The organism is Carnobacterium gallinarum DSM 4847 (assembly GCF_000744375.1).
Classification (GTDB): Bacteria; Bacillota; Bacilli; order Lactobacillales; family Carnobacteriaceae; genus Carnobacterium; species Carnobacterium gallinarum.
In genome coordinates this window covers 2,821,068-2,835,587 of record NZ_JQLU01000005.1, presented here as the reverse complement: position 1 = coordinate 2,835,587, position 14,520 = coordinate 2,821,068, and the positions used below count along the sequence as shown (strand labels likewise).

General features: G+C 33.9%; 13 protein-coding genes and 1 tRNA gene. 4 read left to right on the top strand and 10 right to left on the bottom strand.

Annotated features, from left to right (window positions below):
- Positions 1-370: 370 nt before the first annotated feature.
- Positions 371-1,756: an ISNCY family transposase gene (locus tag BR43_RS17845; RefSeq protein ID WP_034558391.1), complete on the bottom strand. Its 1,386-nt coding sequence runs from the start codon at positions 1,754-1,756 to the stop codon at positions 371-373.
- 502 nt (positions 1,757-2,258) lie between these two features.
- Between BR43_RS17845 and BR43_RS17840 the strand changes: the two genes are divergently transcribed.
- Both BR43_RS17840 and BR43_RS17835 read left to right on the top strand, forming a co-directional pair.
- Positions 2,259-3,317, top strand: coding sequence for an AEC family transporter (locus BR43_RS17840; RefSeq protein WP_034564454.1), 1,059 nt, complete (start codon positions 2,259-2,261; stop codon positions 3,315-3,317).
- Positions 3,318-3,359: 42 nt separating this feature from the next.
- The gene (locus BR43_RS17835; protein WP_034564451.1) at positions 3,360-4,373 is read left to right on the top strand and encodes a 2-hydroxyacid dehydrogenase; all 1,014 of its coding nucleotides are present in this window, start codon (positions 3,360-3,362) and stop codon (positions 4,371-4,373) included.
- Between the two features lie 51 nt (positions 4,374-4,424).
- On the opposite strand, the gene BR43_RS17830 is transcribed toward BR43_RS17835, so the two are convergent.
- Together BR43_RS17830 and BR43_RS17825 are read right to left on the bottom strand one after the other, a co-directional pair.
- Positions 4,425-5,156: a response regulator gene (locus tag BR43_RS17830; protein ID WP_034564448.1), complete on the bottom strand. Its 732-nt coding sequence runs from the start codon at positions 5,154-5,156 to the stop codon at positions 4,425-4,427.
- Positions 5,153-6,799: an ATP-binding protein gene (locus BR43_RS17825; RefSeq protein WP_034564446.1), complete on the bottom strand. Its 1,647-nt coding sequence runs from the start codon at positions 6,797-6,799 to the stop codon at positions 5,153-5,155. The genes BR43_RS17830 and BR43_RS17825 overlap by 4 nt, the downstream gene beginning before the upstream one ends.
- 178 nt (positions 6,800-6,977) lie before the next feature.
- Between BR43_RS17825 and BR43_RS17820 the strand changes: the two genes are divergently transcribed.
- Together BR43_RS17820 and BR43_RS17815 are read left to right on the top strand one after the other, a co-directional pair.
- Positions 6,978-7,051, top strand: a tRNA-Arg gene (locus BR43_RS17820).
- Positions 7,052-7,408: 357 nt separating this feature from the next.
- Positions 7,409-7,621 carry a hypothetical protein gene (locus BR43_RS17815; protein ID WP_034564443.1) on the top strand — a complete coding sequence of 71 codons (213 nt, stop codon included), beginning with the start codon at positions 7,409-7,411 and terminating at the stop codon, positions 7,619-7,621.
- A gap of 68 nt (positions 7,622-7,689) precedes the next feature.
- Here BR43_RS17815 and BR43_RS17810 read toward each other — a convergent pair whose 3' ends face one another.
- The 7 genes from BR43_RS17810 to hflX form a co-directional block, all read right to left on the bottom strand.
- Positions 7,690-7,965 (bottom strand): hypothetical protein, encoded by a 276-nt coding sequence (locus BR43_RS17810; RefSeq protein ID WP_034564440.1) that lies wholly within the window; start codon positions 7,963-7,965, stop codon positions 7,690-7,692.
- 2 nt (positions 7,966-7,967) lie between these two features.
- Positions 7,968-8,444 carry a WapI family immunity protein gene (locus BR43_RS17805; RefSeq protein WP_034564437.1) on the bottom strand — a complete coding sequence of 159 codons (477 nt, stop codon included), beginning with the start codon at positions 8,442-8,444 and terminating at the stop codon, positions 7,968-7,970.
- Between the two features lie 127 nt (positions 8,445-8,571).
- On the bottom strand, positions 8,572-9,465 hold the full coding sequence (locus tag BR43_RS17800; RefSeq protein WP_034564435.1) for a helix-turn-helix domain-containing protein: 894 nt from the start codon (positions 9,463-9,465) through the stop codon (positions 8,572-8,574).
- 506 nt (positions 9,466-9,971) lie between these two features.
- Entirely contained in the window at positions 9,972-11,306 is a 1,335-nt protein-coding gene (gene glnA / locus BR43_RS17795) for a type I glutamate--ammonia ligase (RefSeq protein WP_034564433.1), read from the bottom strand.
- Between the two features lie 77 nt (positions 11,307-11,383).
- Positions 11,384-11,776, bottom strand: a complete 393-nt coding sequence (locus tag BR43_RS17790) for a MerR family transcriptional regulator (protein ID WP_034564431.1) — start codon at positions 11,774-11,776, stop codon at positions 11,384-11,386.
- Positions 11,777-12,001: 225 nt separating this feature from the next.
- Positions 12,002-13,261 carry a methionine gamma-lyase family protein gene (locus tag BR43_RS17785; protein WP_034564428.1) on the bottom strand — a complete coding sequence of 420 codons (1,260 nt, stop codon included), beginning with the start codon at positions 13,259-13,261 and terminating at the stop codon, positions 12,002-12,004.
- A complete protein-coding gene (gene hflX, locus BR43_RS17780) occupies positions 13,248-14,504 on the bottom strand; it encodes a GTPase HflX (protein WP_034564425.1) in 1,257 nt (418 codons plus the stop codon). The genes BR43_RS17785 and hflX overlap by 14 nt, the downstream gene beginning before the upstream one ends.
- Positions 14,505-14,520 lie beyond the last annotated feature (16 nt).

The window sequence follows — 14,520 nt, the reverse complement described above, 5'->3', positions numbered from 1 at the left end:
GATTTACTCAAATAAACCTGTATTTCAAATTCAGCGACTTTTTACATAAAGTAAGATAGGTATCTTTATAGGTGTACACTAAATAAACGTAATTTCCTCAGAAATTTTTTTATTTAGTTGATTTAATTAGCCTATTTAGATACGACTCCACTCACAAAAAGCACCTCAATTTATTTTAATTGTCCATTTAATTTTAACTTTATTAAGTAAGTATAACTTTTCCCCCAGAATCAGTCAATAGAGGATTTCTTTTTAAATGGACACAATGTCAAGCGAAAGGTAAAATGTCCTAAACCTTAAGCTCACATTAATGCAAGCTTTTCCTTCGTAAAAACTTGCATTAATGTGACCGTATTTGGTAAAATGAGTGTTAAGCTGCTCGTTCAGCTTCGTATTCTTCGAGTGTTTTTCCGATGCTGCGAAGATATCTTTTGAAAGACTCTAGTTTCCACGGGTGAGATTGTGGGGGAATATACTGGCGTCTTTCTTTTTTTTGCTCTGGAATCGGGTCAAACTCTGTTGAATAGTCGTCATGTTCTTTCAGTCTCCTTGTTGTGTATATTTTTTCAGCGATATTTACATAGATTTCGCCGTTAAAGGATTCGATAACGAGGGCTTTTGATCCGCGTGTAAAGTACTGATCTTCGCTACCCTCCGTCGGTAAATAGTAGTTATTTTGATACCGAATGTGATGCCCACTATCGATTTTTCTATTTGCGACTCGTGCTAATAATAAATTCATCTCTGATTTCGTAGGTGCCTTCTCATAGATTGATTCCTTCGTCTTATTACCAAACTTCCTGTTAAATGATTGAATCCATTTTGTTAAAAAATGATTGGCTTCCACAATAGATTGGATCCCTGCTAATTCTAAATCTACAGGAAGTCGTGATTGAACCGTGCCGTTTAATCGTTCTACACGGCCTTTCGCTTGTGGAATAGAGGAGGTACGAATGTCAATACCGAGTTGATGGCAGGCAAAACCAAATTGCGTGAAGGTATCTTCCTCAACGACTTTCTTGGTTTTGGATTGATAGTCAAAAACGGTTCGTTTATCGGTTAAAAAAGCTAAAGGAATCCCTCGGTTACGGAGGATCTGATGGAGCACATGATAATAGCCATTGAGCGTTTCTTGCGTGTCGAAATACCCACCAACGATATCCCCAGAAGCGTCATCAATCGCTAAGTGAAGATGGGTGACGTCGTTCCCGAACCAATTGTATGAACTGGCATCCATTTGAATCAGCTCTCCTTGGTATTTTTTCCTAGAGCGGCTAGGATGGATTTTTTCGGGTGAAGCCAGTTGATCTTCGGCTCTTGGAAGCAGTGGATTATCAAGCTTTGTCTTTGCTTTCATTGATTGTGCTTTGATTCGAGCTTTTATTTTTTTTCGTGTCTTTCTTTGTGTTTTAGGTGAGATAATATTCGCTAGGTATAAAATATTTCGAATCGTTGTATCGGTGTAACAGATCGCATAATCCTCCTTTAATATTTCAGTAAAGTGCTTCACATTCGGTTTTATATTAAACTGTTGATAAAGCCCAATGATTTGTTTTTTTACATCCTCCGGTACGGCATGCATCTGTTTTTTTCCTCTATTGCCGTGTGAAAAAACAGCCTTTCCTCCTTCTTGATATTTTTGGATTAATCGATTGACTTGTCTGATCGAGAGATCTAGTTCAACACAAGCTCTCTTCTTATCTTTTCTTTTTTCTGTGACAGCTTTTATTACGTTATATTTCTTATCTTCATTCATTGTTAGTATTATCCTTTTCATGGTTTGATTTTATCACGAAGGGACATTTTGTGCTTCGATTACATTAAGACATTATCATGTTCGAACGATATAGAGGATTTCTTTTTAAATGGACACAAGGGTATCACTTTCTATTTCCTATCTGTATCCCACCTTCTTGACTAAGTAAAAAGAACGGGCCTAAATATTCAGTAGAATTGATACTAATTTCACAATAAAAATCATTAGTCTAACTAAATAAAATTCAGATAGCTATTAACTTTATTATATCCGCTCTAAATCCGTCTGACTATTCTACATAAAAAGGCTATTTATACAGTGTTTATTAATAAAAAACACTATTTAGTGATTTTCTTCACTTACATTAGTTACATAAGTTTAGATTAATTACATATTGTTAACTTATTCACAATTAAGCAGTAAGATAAGCATGTAAACAAGATATGGCCGTATCAACGAACTACACTTTGTGATAAAAAATACATTCTTTGGAGGAAACACCATGAACATCTTAGAAATTATTAAAACGACTGTCACGGACATGAATATTATTAGCGCCATCACATCAACAGTCTTTATTATCTTACTTGGCTTCTTTTGCCGCAAAAAAGGGATCTTCTCAGCAGAAGTCGGAAAATTATTATCTAAAGTCGTTTTAACAGTAGCATTACCTGCCTTAGCTTTTAATGCTTTTATGCAAGATATTGATCCTGATACATTAAAACAAGGGATGAACGTTTTAATCTGGGGAATTGCGATTTATATTATTTTAATTTTTGTATCAAAACCCTTCTTTCTTAGTTATAAAGGGGATCGTCAAGATACCTTACGTGTGTTAACTATTTTTGGTTCAACAACATTTTTCGGCACACCGATTGTTAGTGCTATCTACGGACCTATTGGTGTAATGTTTAGCTCAATCTTTAACATTGGCTACCGCATTTTCCTTTACTCATATGGCTACATTAAAATGAGTGGTTTAAAAATGGAATTAAAAAATATTAAAACAATGTTCTTAAATCCAATCATTATTGCAACTTTTGCTGGTTTAATTATTTGGATTTTCCAAGGTTATATGCCACAAGTTACCGTCGCTGGATTAGATGGTGCCGCTGCTCATCAAGTTGCTTTTCTACGTATTGATCAAACGGCAGTCTGGTTATTTAAACCAATGACTTATTTAGCAGGTTTAGCTTCACCACTTGCTTGGTTATCTATCGGTTCAACATTAGGTGAAATTAGCTTTAAAAAAGCTGCTTCAGATAAAACTTCATGGTACTACAGCGTGGTCAAAGTTATTCTTGTACCAGCTATTAACATCGTTTTATTAGCCTTATTATCTGTTACTGGTATTTTACCAGTTAGCTTCACAGCACTTGCTACTATCGTTATTATGATGGCAACTCCAACAGCTACAGTTGCTGCCGCTTATGCCATTAGTTTTGATAAAGATGCTCTTCTGGCATCAAACGCCTCACTCTTATCAACCGTCACCGCTGTTGTGATGACACCCATCTGGATTATCATTCTAGAAGTTATTAGCAAAACAGGTTTATTCTAAAAATCAACTAAAAAAATAAATTATTCTCAGGAGGAAACAATTATGTTTAAAATTGCTTGTTACGGAGTTCGCCCAAATGAAGTGCCTTTCTTTCAATCATTGAACAAATACAATTATGAATTAACTTTGGTGGAAGAATTACTAACTCACGAAAATATTGAAACAGCTAAAGATCATGATGCTGTTTTATTAAGAGGAAATTGTGTTGCAGACCGTCAAAATTTAGCTAAATTGAATGAGTATGGCATTAAATATGTCTTCACTAGAACAGTTGGATTCAACCATATTGATCTAGAAGCTGCAAGTCACTACCATATGGAAGTGGCTCGTGTCCCTTCTTATTCACCAAATGCAATTGCTGAATTATCTCTAACTCTAGCAATGATGCTTTTACGTAACACGGCTTACACCACTTCAAGAACATCTTTTAAAAACTTTGTTGTTGATACACAAATGTTTAGTCGTGAAGTTCGTAACTGTACAGTTGGAATCATCGGAACAGGTAAAATCGGTTTAACAGAAGCTAAACTATTTAAAGGATTAGGTGCAAAAGTCATTGGGTATGATGTATTTGAATCAGATGCTGCAAAAGACGTGTTAGAATTCAAAACATTAGATCATTTATTAGCCGAAAGTGACATTGTAAGTATTCACGTGCCCTATTTCCCAGGTCAAAACGATAAAATGATTAACTCAGACTTCTTAGCCAAAATGAAAGAAGATGCTATTCTAATCAATACAGCTCGTGGTGAATTACAAGATAATGAAGCAATTCTTGAAGCACTTGAAAACAACCAACTTGCTGGATTCGCAACAGATGTCTTTGCCAATGAAAAGGATTTATTCTTTAAAGCATTCCAACCGTGGCAAGCTTTACCTGATCCAACTGTTCAAAAATTGGTTGATCTCTATCCACGTGTTTTAGTCACTCCACATATTGGTTCTAATACTGATGAAGCATTAGCTAACATGGTAGAAACCAGTTTTGAAAACTTTAATGATATTTTAACTACTGGCAAAACAGCAAATGCTGTAGAGCTTCCTGTTATTGCATAAAACAAAAAATTTACTCGTCCCTCTTCATGAAGTGGAATGAGTAAATTTTTTTTATTCATTTATATAGCGATGAACATCATTTGTTTTTGCTTGATTCAACCGATATAAAGTCAATGGCCTTCCAATTTCTAAGTATTCCATCTCTTCTTCCAAAACTTGAATTTCTGCTAAAAATACTAAATATTTTTTTGTTGAAATTCTCGATAATCCGACTTCTCCGGCTAACTCTTCTGTTGAAAAGGAGCTTTGATGCTGTTTGATTTGATAATAGATTTTTTTCAAAGTAAAACGTGATAATCCCTTAGGTAATTCTTCTTGATTTTTGAATTCCGGAACTTCCTCATTTATCAATCTAGAGCTATTAAAATACTTATCCAGCTGGCTTTGATCTGTTGCTTGAATTTCTTGTGTCACATTTGTTAGCTCTTGAAACTTTTCAAAAGCTAATTTAAAACGTTCAAAAGTGAATGGTTTAATTAAATAATCAACGACCCCATAATAAATTGCCTCTTTCACTGTTGAAACATCATTTGCCGCAGTAATTAAAATAACCGCTACTTTCATTTTCTTCTCATGTAATTCTGCTAAAAATTCTAGTCCTGTCATTCCTGGTAAATACACATCTAATAATAATAAGTCAACACTTTCTTTTGCTAACAGCGCTCGTGCATCTTGAATATTTCGTACATTGCCAATAATTTCAACTTCAGCAATCTTTTGAATAAACTGCTGATTTAACGTTGCAACCATTGGATCATCTTCAATAATTAATACCTTTGTCACTTTAAGTCCTCCATCTCATAAGGAAATTCAATATAAAAAGCGGTTCCCTCTCCTTGTTGACTTTTCACTTCAATAAAACCATGATGATTTGTCACAATTGTTTGAATTAAATTTAAACCATATCCTCGATGTTCGCCTTTAGTTGAAAATCCTCGTTCAAACATCTTTTGTTGAATATCTATTGAAATTCCTTCTCCAAAATCAGTCACTTTGATAATTAAAATTTGTCCTTCTAAATCATAACTAAGAAACAATCTTACCTGTTTCTTGGTAGTTTGCATTGCCGCTTCTTTAGCATTATCTAAAAGGTTTCCCAAAATTTGCAATAAGAGATGGATACTGTCACTTGCCTTTAAATCCGGCAAAAAGGAATTCTCTTCTAAAACAATCTCAACACCTTGTTCCTTAGCTTCGTTAATTTTACCTAATAAAAAGCCGGCTATTGCTGGAATCTTGATTTTTTCAGTAACAAATCCAACTTCTTGTTGATAGTCTTTTGTCAATTGACGAATAAAAAGCGATACCTCATGATATTTTTCAAGTTCAATCAATCCTAAAATCACGTGCATTTTATTCATAAATTCATGAGTTTGCGCTCGCATTGAGTCGATATATTGCTCCATTCCGCTTAATTCGTGAATTAAATACTGCATTTCAGATTGATCTCTAAACGTAGCTACAGCCCCGTATACTTCATCATCAATAAATATTGGTGCAATACTAGCAATCACTTCAATACCACTCAAATACAATGCTTGATCCTTTATTTTCGCTTTTGTGATAAAAACTTGCTCAAATAAAACTGTATATAAATCAGTATCTAGCTTATTTCCCAGTTGTACTTCTTGTTGGCTAGTCGATTTAGCGAAGATTTTACTCGCCTCACTGTTCACTAAAACGACATCTCGTTCAACTGATACAGCTAAAATCCCTTCACTTACTTCGTTCTCAATAATATCTTTCTCACTTAAACGTGTAGCAATTTCTGCGGGTTCTAGACCAAATAAAATAGCTTTTACTTTTTGAGATAAAAAAATAGCTCCGACTACTCCAACAACTAATCCTAAAATCAAGCCAACTAAGATTGTTTTTTGAGCTTCACTGACTTCACGATTCATAGAAACCATTGTCAATCCAACACATACAACGCCAATAACCTCACCTTGGCTATTAAAAATCGGTGTAAAATAACGATAACCTTCTCCTAACACTCCAACCTGTTTGGAATAATGACTTTTTCCTGTTAAAGCTTTTCTAGCATCTGGAATATTTGAAAAAGGTTCACCAATCACTGTTTTATCTGGATGAGATAAGCGAATCAAGTCGGTATTCAGAATCACCACGAAATCAACACTCGTCGTTTCCGATACCATCTCAGCATATTCTTGAATATCTGTTTGTGGAACTTTTTTTTCAAGCCCCTCTTTAACTACACTGCTTTCTGCAACTAAATTGGCTATATTAGAAATTTTGTCCTTTGTATTTTCAAACTCTTTATTAATCACATAATTCCGAATAAGTACCGCTGATACAATTAAAGAAACAATTGTAGCAACTGTCACAACAACAATAATCGTTGATTGCAAAGATAATTTTTTACGTTTAGGTAAATTAAATAAAGTTCTTTTTGATTTTGAATCCATATACTAGATTCTCCTTTAATTTTTCTTTCTCCAATATACCTAATCAGACGTTATTTAGCAAATTAACCGTTTAGTTTTAAGGAAAACCAACTATTTTTTTAGTAAATTTAATTATATTATAAAATAATGTTGACTTTTTATTCAATTTTGTCTATAATAAATCTTGTCGTTAAAACTTGTCTCAATAGCTCAGCTGGATAGAGCATCCGCCTTCTAAGCGGACGGTCGGGGGTTCGAATCCCTCTTGAGACGTCTCTATAAAATTCACGTAAAAAATAACTATCACAATGTGATAGTTATTTTTTTATTCACTTTTTATTCATTTAAATAGTGACGTCTCTCTACTTATAATCTAAACAACAACCAACTATATAAACTACCAGATTACCTTTCATTTCTCAATCAGATTTTTGTTTAAAATACTCCAACTGCTCTGACTATTAAACATGCAATTTAAGTTAAAAAATAACGATTTGTACATAGATGTATTCAATCAAACTTATTCGATTATTTCTTTTTAGAAAAAATTATGATATAATAACGAATATTCTTTTATGGAATCTTTCTCATAAAAGAGTTACCCTACTAACAATAAAACGAGGTGCACTCATGCATTATTTATATGCAAATTTATTAGGTGAATGGACGTGCTTAAATCTTGATCCCAGTTCATCTATTGATGGCATTCATCCAGATTTATGGTTAACACAGCATCCTGAATTATTTTTTGAAGAAAAATTTATTTCAATAGTTTATGCCGGTGTACATTACCAAATTCATCCAACACAGATTCAAACATTCAAAATGGCGAAAAAATGGTAACTACATACTTATGAATGAAAAAAATTGATAGTTAGACACAATCTTTCATGTTCTAACTATCAACTTTTTTATTTTTCAAAAATCGATTTGCTCCACATAATTCTACTCCACTCATCACGATTCACTTTTTTTACATACAACTCAAAATCTACTTCGGCTGTTTCAAAAGGCAACGTAATCACCCCTAAAACTACAAAAGCATATTCCGAGTGTGCTAATTGAAACAATTCTCCAACACGTGGAACAATCTTAAAACTATTTTTAAAATCGCCCCAATTGTCATCATTTTTGACATGAACTAAACCAAACCAAGTCTCTGAATCATGACTATGAAAATTATTCATGGCTACCCCTCTTTAATTAAAATTTCTCTTAATTCATACTTTATTTCTGCTACAAAATGTTTTAAATCTTCCACTTCAATTGCAAATCGATATCCTTGGTCATACCCTTGTGTTTTTCCTTGAGATAAAATATCCATATTAAACCAAAATTCCACTTCAATTAAATCTGCCTCTAATGGATCTAAAAAAATCATTCCAAAATAGGCTTGTGACGAATAAAATTCAATTTCTTCAAATGTATTAAGGGTTTCTTTTTCTTGGATATTTTTTTCAAGTTCTCCAATTAAACGATTAATTTCATATAAAGTGAAAAAAGCCCCACGTTTCGCTTCATATTCATAAGCCTCTTGGCCAATTTCCAATTTTAATGAAAAAGGTATCCAAGACTCATGGCTACTTTCTCTAATTTCTAAAAATTTATTGTTTAACAATCTCAACATTAATGTAATGTTTTTATCTGTATTTTTTACTATTGCCATACTCTTCACCTCAAATTCACTTCTATCTTAAGATACTCTATTTATAACGAGAATTCAATAGAAACCGTTTTATGTGATAGTAAAAAAAAGTTAAGTTTCTTATTGTATTTAAGAAACTTAACTCCTACTACGTGATATAATCAAAAACAATCTGATGTTTTTTTAATTCTATATCAATGGCCTCAATCACATGGTCATTTCTATCAACAAAAGCTAGTCCTTTGGCAATAAAATAATTTTTAGAACCCGCCACAGTATCACCTAGTTTAAACAAATTATAGCCTAACTCAAAATACAAAGCACTTAAATTATAACGTGAATCAATCTGTATCAATACTTCTATTCCTTCTCTACATAAATCAACAGCTTTTTGGTAATCTTTATTTGCTGAGTAATGTTTCGCCGTATTAAAGGAAATTTTCGCTAGTTCTTTTTTCTCTGATAAATCTGCCGTTTCAAATTTTTTCATATGCTTCAATGATTTATCAAAATAAAAACCGGCTTTGTCCATCTCATTTTGATGCCAGTAAGCCACGCCTAAACCATTGAGAGCCAAAATATCTTCAATTTTTTCTAGATTATCTTCATTTTCAGTGTTTAAAACACGACTAAAGTTGAAAATAGCTTCATCTGTTTTCCTTAAATAAACAACTTGAGTAATTCCTAAATAATAATAATATTTTTTTTGAAAATCAACAGTAAGCAATTGATCTTCATTAATTTCTTTCGTTATCATCAAGTAAGCATCTTTATGTCGATGCATTCCACACAACCATTGCAAACAACTAAAACTTTGTTTTAAATAGCTTTTAGTTTCTGTATCAGCCTCTTCATCATATAAATCCTGCAAGGAAATTGAGAGTTTATCGCAAATTTTAATCAGAATATCCATTGATGGATTTTGTTTATTGTTTTCAATATTACTTAATGTTACATTTGAACAAATTCCTTGGGCAAATTCTTTTTGGTTCATTTTTTTTTGAAGACGTAATGTTCTAATTTTTTCTCCAATATTTTCCATCTAGACACTCCTTTTTTCAATAAACATCTATTGTTTTTAGTATTCATAGTAAGTAAAATTTATTATAACATTAAATTTTATACAATTAAACGATTAAATGCTCACCAAATTCTAATCTTAAAGAAATTTTCATTAAATCGACAATTTTACTAGTACTACTCACTTTACTAAATTTAACATATTTAAAAAAATCAGATAAAACTGCTACTAAATCAAATGCACTTATCAAATTTTCATTTCACAAAATAGCTAGTTCTCTATTAAATTCTTCACTAAAGTAGTTTTTTATAATTTGCTACGTTATAATACTAACAATCGTTTTTATCAATTGCGCTAAAGTGAAACAAACCGATTAAACACTTAGATAAAAAGATACCTCTATGCAGCTAATTTATTAGGTGAATAGAGGTACTTAAACCGGCTCTTTGTTAAATATTGTACGGGCGAGTCGATCTAACAAAGAACAAAAAAAAGAAATCCTACTCAAAGGATTTCTTTTTATACGTTTAGTAAAGTTCCATATATTGCTCACGTTCCCATTCAGAAACTTGTTGACGGAAAGCCGCCCACTCAATACGTTTTGCTTCCACAAAATTGTTATAGATATGGCTGCCTAATCCATCACGAACAACTTCATCATCACGTAGATACTTAATTGCATTATGCAATGTTGATGGCAAATCATTAATGCCACGTTCATGACGTTCCTCTTCAGTCATTACGTAAATATTGCGATCAACTGGATCTGGCACAACTAGTTGATTTTTAATTCCATCTAAACCAGCTTTCAATAAAACTGCCATCGCTAGATACGGGTTTGCTGTTGGATCTACACTTCTTAATTCAATCCGAGTTGATAAACCACGTGATTCTGGTACACGGACTAGCGGTGAACGATTACGACCACTCCAAGCAACATATACTGGTGCTTCGTAACCAGGTACTAAACGTTTATACGAATTAACTGTTGGATTACATATTGCTGTATATCCACGAGCATGTTTCAGAATACCAGCCATAAATTGACGTGCTGTTTCACTTAATTGCAATTCGCCTTCTGGATCATAAAAAGCATTGCCCTCTTCATTAAATAAAGACATATTGAAATGCATTCCTGAACCATTTACACCAAATAACGGTTTTGGCATAAATGTTGCGTGTAAGCCATGTTGACGAGCTACTGTTTTAACAACAAGTTTAAAGGTTTGAATATAGTCACAAGCATCAATTGCATTTGCGTATTTCCAGTCAATCTCATGTTGCCCTGGAGCTACTTCATGATGACTTGCTTCAATCTCAAAGCCCATCTCCTCTAGTTGCAAAACAATCTCACGGCGACAGTTTTCACCTAAGTCTGTTGGGGCAAAATCAAAATAGCCACCTTTGTCATTTAATTCTAACGTTGGTTCACCGTTTTCATCTAACTTAAATAAGAAAAATTCTGGTTCTGGACCTAAATTAAACTCAGTAAAGCCTAATTCTTCCATCTCTACTAGGACACGTTTTAAATTGCTTCTTGGATCTCCAGCAAAAGGTGAGCCATCGGGATTGTAAATATCACAAATCAAACGAGCGATTTTGCCTTTTTCAGTACCCCACGGAAAAATTAACCAAGAATCTAGGTCCGGACGTAAGTACATGTCACTTTCCTCAATCCGAACAAACCCTTCAATTGAAGAACCATCAAACATCATTTTGTTGTTTAGTACTTTTTCAAGTTGACTAATTGGAACTTCTACATTTTTGATAATCCCCATAATATCGGTAAACATTAATCGTAAAAATCGAACATTCTCTTCCTTGGCAATACGTTTGATTTCTTCTGTTGTAAATTCTGGCATTCTTTTTCCCTCCGTTATAGGTTTTAATTTAGTTGCTTTTTTTACCATAAAAGCTAAAAATGGCTATATGTTAAACCCTAAATCATACGATTCGGATCAACTGATTGATTTGGACCATGATTGTTCATGCCACTAACCGATAAGAACTCAGCATGTAAAATCCGCCGAACATCATCATCTGTCATAATGCGCTTTTGTTCAGTAAGTTTCTTTTCTTGTTCTTGTTGCTTCAATTCATATATACGCTTAATACCCGCCATGTTAATACCATCAGATAAATAATCTTTAATCTCTAAGAGAACATCAATATCATTTAGAGAATACATCCTTCTATTTCCCTCATTACGCTCTGGATGAATAAGATCCTGTTCTTCATAATACCGAATTTGTCTTGCCGTTAAATCCGTTAATTTCATAACTGTACCAATTGGAAAAACTGACATTGATCTACGAAGTTCTTTCTCTTTCATTTTTGTCCTCCTTTCAACTACTTTTTTAGAATACCAGTGTTTAATCTGCTTGTCAACAAAAAAATAACGATTATGTAAGAAAACCTGACACGTAATAACGGACATTAAAATCATTAAAAATATATTCATCTGCTTTTAAAAAAAGCGAAAAAGACTATACCACTTTGTAAATACAACGAAAAAAACAGACCTATCTAAAATAAAATAGGCCTGCTTATTCATTTATTAATCTTCAGCAAAAAATAATTCTGCTACAGCTGAAGTAACGGCTAATTTGACATGTTCATAAGTTAATCCGCCTTGAACATAGAGAGTATAAGGCGCACGAATCGGACCATCTGCTGTTAATTCTAAGCTAGCACCTTGGATAAAGGTTCCTGCAGCCATAATTACATCATCCTCATAACCAGGCATATAGGCTCCAATCGGAGTTACATGGGCATTAATCGGAGAATATTTTTGAATAGTCTGAGCAAAACGCACCATTTTTTCTTGATCATTTAAAGAAATCATCTGAATTAAATCGGTTCTTGGATCATCCCATTTAGGTGTACTTAAAACTTGGCATTCAGCTAATAACGCCGCTGTATAGATGGCTCCTTTAATTGCTTCCCCTACAACATGAGGCGCCAAGAAAAAACCTTGATACATTTCTTGTAAGCTATATAACGAAGCGCCGGCTTCTCGACCAATTCCCGGTGAGGTTAAACGATACCCACAGGCTTCTATCAATTCTTTACGCCCAACAATATATCCACCTGTTTTAGCTAGACCACCACCAGGATTTTTAATTAGCGAACCCGCAATCAAATCTGCACCAATTTCAATTGGTTCACGTTCTTCAACAAATTCCCCATAACAATTATCAACAAAAATAATTGCAGCCGGTGCATACACACGCACTTTTTGGATCATCTCTTCAATCTGATTAATAGTAAAGGATGAGCGGCTTGCATAGCCCCGAGAGCGTTGAATTGCAATCATTTTCGTTTTTGGCGAAATAGCTGCTTCCACTGCAGAAAAGTCTACCCCACCAGCTTCTAATAACTCAACATGCTGATAACCAATTTGGTATTCTTTTAAAGAACCAATTCCATTTCCTGTTGCTCCAACAATTTCCAACAATGTATCATAAGGTGCACCTGTAATATATAACAGCTCATCTTGCGGACGTAAAACGCCAAATAACGCTGTAGAAATCGCATGGGTACCTGAAATGATTTGAGGGCGAACCAATCCTGCTTCTGCTTTAAAAACATCAGCATAAACCTGTTCTAATGTATCTCGCCCAAAATCATCATAGCCATATCCTGTTGTTGGATTAAAATGCTGATCAGACACGTGATTCTCACGAAAACTCGCTAATACTTTTTGTTGATTGACTAACGCAATCTCATGAACTTTATCATGCAATGGCCGGATCTGTTCTTCTACTTTGGCAATTTTTTGAATTAATTCTTTTGAATACTGACTATTCCAACTCATTCTGTTCTTCCCGCCCAACCCATTTCGATTCTTCTTTAGCATAGCCTTTCACTAAATAATGATTTTTTTCTTCATTAAATTCAGAAGAAATCATCAATGTTTCTTTTTTTAATTTAACCAATTCTCCACCTTGATCGGCTTCGATTTCTAATTGATATGGAACCAATTGTTCTTTCATCATTTCCATAATTTTAATAAACAACTCTGTAATATCTTCTCCATTACGAGCTGAAATCAAAACGCTTGGAAATAAATCTGCTAAGAAATTCCCTTTAATTAGATCTCGCTTGTTATAGACTGTCAACATAGGAATATCATCCATCTTCAGTTCTTTTAATAAGCCCATAACAGTTTTTTCATGACCAGCTACATCTTCAGCTGACGCATCAACAACATGTAATAACAAATCAACATTTTTCGTTTCTTCCAACGTCGAATGAAAAGCATCGATCAATTGCGTTGGCAAGTCTTGAATAAATCCAACCGTGTCTGTTAACGTCACATTCATCCCCGTAGGTAAAACTAGTTTACGCGTTAACGGGTCTAAGGTAGCAAATAATTGATTTTGCTCATACGTCCCTGCATCTGTAAGTTGATTTAACAAGGTTGATTTCCCAGCATTTGTATAGCCCATCAAACCAATTTGAAACGTTTGACCATCATTCCGACGTTCTCGGCTACGTTCACGATGCGCTTCTGTTTCTTTAAGAATTCGTTTGATATCCGTAATCTGGTCGCGAATATGGCGACGATCGGTTTCTAATTTTGTTTCACCAGGTCCTCTAGTCCCAATCCCACCACCAAGCTTAGAAAGATTTTTCCCTTGTCCAGCTAGTCGAGGCAATAAATATTGCAACTGCGCTAAAGCAACTTGAAGTTTTCCTTCCTTACTTTTTGCACGCATGGCAAAAATATCTAAAATTAATTGAATACGATCAATCACTTTACAATCAATCTCTGCTTGAATATTTCGCGTCTGACCTGGCGTTAGCCCATGATTAAAAATAATAACATCTGCTTCTGTTTCTTCTACTAAATGAACTAATTCTTGAAGTTTCCCTTTACCTAAAAATGTTTTACTATCTACTCGAGGACGCTTTTGGGTCAATTCCCCTACAACCATTCCTTGAGCCGTTTCAATTAATTGACCTAGTTCTTTTAAAGAATATTGAAAATTATGGTCCAATTCATCTGTTTGGACACCAACAATAATCACTCGTTCAACTGCTTCTTTGGTTTCCATTCAGTCACCTTCTTTT